Source organism: Pseudobutyrivibrio ruminis (genome assembly GCF_015057245.1).
In the GTDB taxonomy this organism is placed as follows: Bacteria; Bacillota; Clostridia; order Lachnospirales; family Lachnospiraceae; genus Pseudobutyrivibrio; species Pseudobutyrivibrio ruminis_E.
Genome location: NZ_SVET01000020.1, coordinates 38,649 through 45,824, shown reverse-complemented (window position 1 = coordinate 45,824; position 7,176 = coordinate 38,649). Strand labels below are relative to the sequence as shown.

Annotated in this window: 7 protein-coding genes and 1 pseudogene; all 8 read left to right on the top strand. The window is 41.2% G+C overall.

Annotated elements, in window-relative coordinates:
• Positions 1-297, top strand: a pseudogene (locus E7274_RS12790) (UDP-N-acetylglucosamine 2-epimerase (non-hydrolyzing)); the annotation flags it as partial.
• 2 nt (positions 298-299) lie between these two features.
• A complete protein-coding gene (locus E7274_RS12785; RefSeq protein ID WP_304176406.1) occupies positions 300-1,343 on the top strand; it encodes a polysaccharide biosynthesis protein in 1,044 nt (347 codons plus the stop codon).
• 121 nt (positions 1,344-1,464) lie between these two features.
• Positions 1,465-2,319, top strand: coding sequence for a DUF3990 domain-containing protein (locus tag E7274_RS12780; protein ID WP_304176404.1), 855 nt, complete (start codon positions 1,465-1,467; stop codon positions 2,317-2,319).
• Positions 2,320-2,329: 10 nt separating this feature from the next.
• Entirely contained in the window at positions 2,330-2,818 is a 489-nt protein-coding gene (locus E7274_RS12775; protein ID WP_304176402.1) for an antitoxin, read from the top strand.
• A gap of 74 nt (positions 2,819-2,892) precedes the next feature.
• Positions 2,893-3,285 carry an EamA family transporter gene (locus E7274_RS12770; protein ID WP_304176400.1) on the top strand — a complete coding sequence of 131 codons (393 nt, stop codon included), beginning with the start codon at positions 2,893-2,895 and terminating at the stop codon, positions 3,283-3,285.
• Positions 3,278-3,649 (top strand): EamA family transporter, encoded by a 372-nt coding sequence (locus tag E7274_RS12765; protein ID WP_074789868.1) that lies wholly within the window; start codon positions 3,278-3,280, stop codon positions 3,647-3,649. The genes E7274_RS12770 and E7274_RS12765 overlap by 8 nt, the downstream gene beginning before the upstream one ends.
• A 12-nt stretch (positions 3,650-3,661) precedes the next feature.
• Positions 3,662-5,194, top strand: coding sequence for a murein biosynthesis integral membrane protein MurJ (gene murJ / locus E7274_RS12760; RefSeq protein WP_304176398.1), 1,533 nt, complete (start codon positions 3,662-3,664; stop codon positions 5,192-5,194).
• A 194-nt stretch (positions 5,195-5,388) separates the two neighbouring features.
• Positions 5,389-6,564, top strand: a complete 1,176-nt coding sequence (locus E7274_RS12755; RefSeq protein WP_330598849.1) for a DegT/DnrJ/EryC1/StrS family aminotransferase — start codon at positions 5,389-5,391, stop codon at positions 6,562-6,564.
• Positions 6,565-7,176 lie beyond the last annotated feature (612 nt).

Sequence of the window (7,176 nt, the reverse complement as noted above, 5' to 3'; positions counted from 1 at the left end):
GGTACACTTCCTGAGGAGTCAAGCTTCTTTACAAGCATCGGCAAGCCATTCCCAGCAGTGTGCATCCGTACATCTACCGAGCGCCCAGAGGCTCTCGATAAGGCTTGCTTTATCTTGGCTGGAATCGACGAGCATTCTTTATTACAGGCGGTAACAACTGCAATTGACATGAACGAGAATCAGGACTATGGTATTCCTGTTCCTGATTATATAGAGGAAAATGTATCCACAAAGGTAGTAAAGATTATTCAGTCTTACACCGGCGTGGTTAACAAGATGGTGTGGAGGAAATTTTAGAAATGAATTGTGAATTATTTAAAGATAAGACTTTGATGATTACTGGAGGAACAGGTTCATTCGGAAGTACAGTTCTTAAGCACTTCCTTGATTCTGACCTCAAGGAGATTCGTATCTTCTCACGTGACGAGAAGAAGCAGGATGATATGAGACATCAGCTTCAGGCTGAGCACCCAGACCTTGCAGGCAAGGTAAAGTTCTACATCGGCGATGTTCGTAACATGCGCTCAGTTCAGGATGCTATGCCAGGTGTTGATTTCATCTTCCATGCAGCAGCATTAAAGCAGGTTCCTTCGTGCGAGTTCTTCCCAATGGAAGCAGTTCGTACAAACGTAGAGGGAACTGATAATGTTCTTCATGCAGCAGTAGAGGCAGGTGTTCAGCGAGTTGTTTGCCTTTCAACAGACAAGGCTGCGTACCCAATCAACGCAATGGGTATCTCAAAGGCTATGATGGAAAAGGTTATTGGTGCAAACGCCCGTGTTGCAGCCGGCAAGACTACAATCTGCACCACACGTTACGGCAACGTTATGTGCTCACGTGGTTCAGTTATTCCTCTTTTCATCGACCAGATCAAAGCAGGCAACCCAATCACAATCACAGATCCAGAGATGACTCGTTTCCTCATGAATCTTGATGAGGCAGTTGCACTTGTTATGTTCGCATTCGAGCACGGCGAGCCAGGTGACCTTTTTGTTCAGAAGTCTGATGCTTCTACAATCGGCGACCTTGCAAAGGCTGTTCAGCAGCTCTTCGGCGACACAGGCACAAAGATTATCGGAACACGTCACGGCGAGAAGCTTTTCGAGACACTTATGACAAACGAAGAGTGCGTTCGTTCCGTAGATATGGGCAACTACTATCGTGTACTTCCAGACGGCCGTGACCTCAACTACGACAAGTTCTTCGTAGATGGCCAGGTTCACACAATGGCTTCTGATGCATACACATCACACAACACAAATCGTCTCGACGTACAGGGCACAGTAGATAAAATCATGACTACAGATTACGTACGTGAGATGCTTGCAAACTGGAATAAGTAAAAAGGAAGCGAGGCGCAGGCCTCGCTTTTATTTGGAAACCAAACTTCTTTAAGTAATGTGATATAAATAAGTTTATTGAACTTCTTTAAGTAATGTGATATAAATAAGTTGGAGGTACACAATGGAGTATAATTTTTCACAAGATTTAAAGTCTATAAGAGAAATTCTAGGTATCAGCCAAGAAGAACTTGCTAAGGAGTTAGGTGTACAGCAGATAACATTATCACGTAATGAAAGTGGTGTTACAAATCCTAGTGAGCAATTATTGGAGATGGTATATGAATATGCATTTAAAAATAATATAAAGATTAATAGACTGAAAGAAATGTTATGCAGAGATAATTTGCCTATCAATCATAAGCAGCTATTTCATGGAGCGAAAAGTGAGATTAAAGGTGAAATAGACGTTTGCTATGGAAGAGATAATAATGATTTTGGCAAAGGGTTTTATACTGGAGAAAAATATGAGCAGGCTGTATCTTTCGTGTCGGGATTTGATAAATCTTCAGCATATATTATAGATTTTAATCCTGAAGGACTAATGTCTAAGGAATACAAGGTGAATCAGGAATGGATGATGACTATTGCCTATTATCGAGGAGCTTTAGATGAATATAAGAATCATCCTAAAATTAAAAAGATAATTGAAGAATCCAGAGAATGTGATTACATTGTTGCCCCAATAGCCGACAATAGGATGTTCCAAATAATAAACTCCTTTATAAATGGTGAAATCACTGATGAACAGTGCAAACATTGCCTGGCAGCTACAAATCTTGGAAATCAATATGTGTTTATCAGTGAGAAAGCTGTTAGTCATATAAAGTTGTTGGAACGCTGTTATGTTTCACAAAGCGAGAGGGATTATTATAAAAAGATAAGAACAGAAGAGGCCAAACTTGGAGATGATAAGGTAAAGTTGGCCAGAAGAACTTACAGAGGTCTGGGTAAATATATAGATGAAATTCTCGAGTAGGAGATGAAATATGAATGCAAGAAAAATTGATAAAGATGGCTTATTGCTATGTGATATACAGGCAAAAACATTTGAATTGTCGATAGAAAAAATGAATTCAAGCTCAGAAATTTTCATCAGAAGATATATGCATAGTGATATTGCGAAAAAGCTGGATAATGGTTCATTGTTGGAAACCAATCTACAAGCGAGTGATATCTTAGAATCAGTAAATGAGCAGTATGGAACATCCAATTATGGATCAGTGAAATACTCAAATAACGAAATGTTTTGGATTGGGTATTTCTACAGATATTTTTGCTATTCTTATGAAATCTCTTCATCAAGAGCCTATAAAATTGTAAAGCCTAAGGAACTGAGAGGACTGTTTTTGCCATATCATACACTCGATGTATCTCAGGCCATTGAAAGAGTTTTGGAGGCAAAAGGCTTATTGACAGATGAAGAAACCGAGCTTCAAAGGCAGTATGAAATATTTAAGAAATATCGTTTGAAATAATCAAAACTAGATTTTCCGCATAGCTAGCGTTATACTGTAATGGTTTATAAGAATTAAGAAAGTAGGACAAATTCATGAAAAAAGATACTATAAAGTGGTTCGCCATTTTACATGTAATTATTTTGATATTTTCAGTAAATAGCATTTGTTCCAAGATGGCTTCAGGCTATCAGTTTTTAAGCTTCAAGTGGATTATCTTCTATGGGCTTGTTGTTTGTATCCTTGGATTTTATGCTATTGCTTGGCAGCAGGTTCTTAAGCATCTGCCACTTATCACTACATATGCTAATAAAGCAGCCACTACAATTTGGGGCCTCATCTGGGGCGCATTGATTTTTGGCGAGCAGATTACTGTTCAGAAAATAATCGGTGCAATCGTTGTTATCATCGGCGTATATCTTGTAGTTAGCGGTGATGAGGAAGTCAACGGAAAAGCTGGCAAAAAGGAGGTAAGCAGCAATGAATAAATTTATGTTAATCATGCTTACTGGTACTTTCATTGCCTCTTGCTCACAAATCGTTTTAAAGAAGGCAGCTGAAAAAGAATATCCAAGCAAAATTGCAGAGTACCTTAACCCAATGGTTATGGGAGCATACATCGTTTTCTTTGGAGCATCACTTTGCTCAGTAATCGGTTACAAGGGCGTAGATCTATCTTTAGGCCCAATCCTTGAGGCAACTGGTTACATTTGGGTAGCAGTTTTAGGAAAGATTTTTCTTAAGGAAAAAATCGGAGCGAAGAAAGCAACAGGATTGTTAGTTATCATCCTCGGTATCGTTATTGCAAGCTTTGGCTCAGATATCCTTACAGCAATCACATCACTTTTCTAGTAGGAATTAAATATGAGTAAACAGACAAAAAGTATCGTAAGCACAACTATCGTAATTACGATACTTACTTTGTGCTTTAAGCTACTTGGCTTCGTTAAGCAGATGGTCATAGCTTATTTCTTCGGCACAACATTTGAAACAGATATATATTTCGTAGCCTTCAATTTCGTAGGCACACTTTCATCTGCTTTTATCAGGGCCATCACCATTTCTCTGGTAAGCATCTACACCCACTGCCTGGTGCAGCGTGGTAGGGAAGCGGCGTCAAAGCTGATGAGCGCATGCTTGGAAATCTTGCTTCCGGTGGTGCTTTTTGTGTTGCTGATTGTCTACATGATCACACCTTACATCGCATCAGCGCTTGGCCAGGGCTACACACCAACAGAGCTGGAATACTTACAGCAATATCTTAAGATTTGCTATCCATTCTTCCTGTTTGCGGTAGTCACATTGGTTTGGACATCTATGATGGACGCCAACAAAGACTTCGTAGTCAGTCGTACAGAATCAGCAATCACCAGTATCACAACCATCTTGTGCATCCTGATTCTCTACAATGTGCAGGCAGTTACATCACTGATCATTGCTCAGTATTTAAGCTACATCATCTTTGGCTCATTGCTTTTGATTCGTGGACGCAGATATTTCAAGTTCACCTTCGTAGCATTCAAGGATGTGCCCGAGATTAAAACAGTACTTTTGACGGCGGTGCCCCTATTCATCGGCAACTCCGTTTCACAGATAAACAAGCTTGTTGATAGTGCTCTTTCCACAGGCCTTGGCCACGGAAATGTATCGGCATTATCATACTCAGTATCCCTGGAAGATTTCGTAACAATCATCCTGGTAAACAACCTGGTAGATGTTTTATATGTAAACTTCTCCACATACACAGCCGAGGGTGATTACGATAGCCTTATCGGTACCATGAAAAAAGCTATCAACGTCATGATTTGCATCATGATTCCAATCACACTTGTCACCTGTATGTGTGCAAGGGAAATCGTTACTATCGCCTTTGGACGAGGTAACTTCGGCGAGAAATCCATCGCCCTTACAAGTGCAGCTCTCATCGGTTATGCAGTAGGTTTTACTAGTATGGGCGTACGTGATATTATTTTAAGAGGACTTTATTCTTTTAAGGACACCAAGCGAGCGATGATTTCAGGAATCTTCGCTGTGGGCGCCAATATCATCTTTAGTATTGCGCTGTCACATGTCATTGGAGTTATGGGTATTTCCATTGCCAGCTCCATCAGCTTGACAGTCAACTTTTTGATTAACTCACAGATGCTAAAGCGCCACATCAAAGATTACAGATTCCTTGAACACATACCTGTTCTGCTAAAGCAGATTCCAGGAGCTATATTTGTAGTCCTTGTTGTGCTTTTGATGAAGCATTTATTTGATAGCAACATCCTTATCTTTGGCCTCTCAGCCGTAATCGGCATCGGTGGCTACATCGTCATCCTCATGATGATGCGCATCGAAGAGGTGGAATACGTAAAGGATAAAGTACTAAGCCGACTAAGTAGGCATAGTTAAGTAGTAGAGATAGCTTGTAGCTAAGATATATAATAGTTGTGAGCGAGCTAATTAAATTAGGTAAGCGCGAGCAGGGAAGTACCATGCCAAGCATGGTGGGGACCCACGCCGGCGGGGAGGCCCCATGCGAAGGTATGGAGGGTGCCCTGCGGGAGCATGAGAAACTAAAAGAGCTCGCGTATAAGGAGGAAATTATGATACCAGTTATGAATGTGCAGAGACAGTATGCGTCTCTTCAGGATGAGCTTGATGCAGCAGCACTTGAGGTGCTTCACTCAGGCGGATATATTTTAGGACCAAAGGTTCAGAATTTTGAAAATGAATTTGCATCATACTGTGGTGCAAAGTATGCAGTAGGTGTTGGCAATGGTACAGATGCCCTTGTAATCGCACTTCTTGCAGCAGGCATTGGTGAAGGTGATGAAGTTATCACAACAGCTATGACATTTGTTTCTACAGCAGAGGCAATTGCTCAGGTTGGTGCAACTCCAGTATTTGTAGACATCACACCAGAGACTTACACAATGGATCCAAGCAAGCTTGAGGCTGCTTTCACATCAAAGACAAAGGCAGTTATCCCAGTTCACATCTACGGTCAGGCTGCAGATATGGATGAGATTTGCAGAATCGCTCACAGCCACAACGCACTTGTCATCGAAGACTGCGCACAGGCTGCAGGCGCTAAGTATAAGGGACGTCGCACATGCTCACTTGGTGATATGGCATGCGTAAGCTTCTTCCCTACAAAGAACCTTGGTGCAGCAGGCGATGCTGGTATCATCGTTACAAACAGCGAAGATTTATACAAGGCTGCTATGGCTTTCCGTGTTCACGGTTCAGGTCTCAACGGCGCTTACACATACGCTAGATTAAACGGCCAGGAGTTCGACGAGTCAAAGGTTGATTTCCACGGAAATCTTCCAAAGTACTACAATTACTTAGTCGGCTTCAACTCTCGTCTTGATGCACTGCAGGCAGCAATGCTTTCAGTTAAGCTTCCACATCTTGATGATTGGAACGCTCGCCGCCGTGAAATCGCAGCAATCTACAACGAAAAGATTACAAACACAGCTTTCGCAAAGCCAGTAGTTGCTGATTTCAACGAGCATATCTTCTACGTTTACCCACTTCGCGTAAACGACAGAGCAAAGTTTAGAGCATACATGGAAGAAAAGGGCATCGCTACAGGCGTTTACTTCCCAGTTCCAATGCATGAGCAGGCATGCTTCGGCAAGCTCGGCTACAAGCACGGAGACTTCCCAGTTGCCGAGGACCTCGCAGAGCACGGCGTAACAATCCCAATGTTCCCAGAGCTCACCGACGACGAAATCAACCAGGTCATTGACGCAATGAACGCATACACAGAGTAATGATTATGACACCTCAGCTAAGGCTGAGGTGTTTTTTTATTGTTTCAACCTGCTAGACACATCATATCTGCCAAGTTATTTCAGTCAAGGGCAAGCCTTCGGAGCTTCGCTCCCTTGACTTCATAACTTTTGGCAGATAAATGTTAGTCAAGCAGGCTTGAAACTGGGACTGTGGCAAAGCCACAAGTCACATTAAAAGGAGGGGCTGGCGGCCATTTATCACAAGCCAACGCATTTATAAGGATTGTGGGAAGTTATGTGATAAAAAAAGAGGAAAATGGAAGATAATTTATCACAAGCTCCTGAATTAATAAGGATTGTGGGAAGTCTTGTGATAAAAAAAGAGGAAAATGGAAGATAATTTATCACAAGCTAATGAATTTATAAGGATTGCGAGAAGTCTTGTGATAAAAAAAGAGGAAAATGGAAGATAATTTATCACAAGCTCCTGAATTAATAAGGATTGTGGGAAGCCTTGTGATAAAAATATAGAATCTTAAGTATTAAATTTTTAGATATGATTAATTCAATACTTTTGGAGCGGAAGAGGGAAATATTCTTCTTGTTCACGTCAAAGTATAGTGATATATTTCCATAAAAGAGGAACGTTCT

Excerpts from the sequence above, each read along its gene's own strand:
- E7274_RS12785 (WP_304176406.1), top strand. The coding sequence starts at position 300 with ATGAATTGTGAATTATTTAAAGATAAGACTTTGATGATTACTGGAGGA.
- E7274_RS12780 (WP_304176404.1), top strand. The coding sequence starts at position 1,465 with ATGGAGTATAATTTTTCACAAGATTTAAAGTCTATAAGAGAAATTCTA.
- E7274_RS12775 (WP_304176402.1), top strand. The coding sequence starts at position 2,330 with ATGAATGCAAGAAAAATTGATAAAGATGGCTTATTGCTATGTGATATA.
- E7274_RS12770 (WP_304176400.1), top strand. The coding sequence starts at position 2,893 with ATGAAAAAAGATACTATAAAGTGGTTCGCCATTTTACATGTAATTATT.
- E7274_RS12765 (WP_074789868.1), top strand. The coding sequence starts at position 3,278 with ATGAATAAATTTATGTTAATCATGCTTACTGGTACTTTCATTGCCTCT.
- murJ (WP_304176398.1), top strand. The coding sequence starts at position 3,662 with ATGAGTAAACAGACAAAAAGTATCGTAAGCACAACTATCGTAATTACG.
- E7274_RS12755 (WP_330598849.1), top strand. The coding sequence starts at position 5,389 with ATGATACCAGTTATGAATGTGCAGAGACAGTATGCGTCTCTTCAGGAT.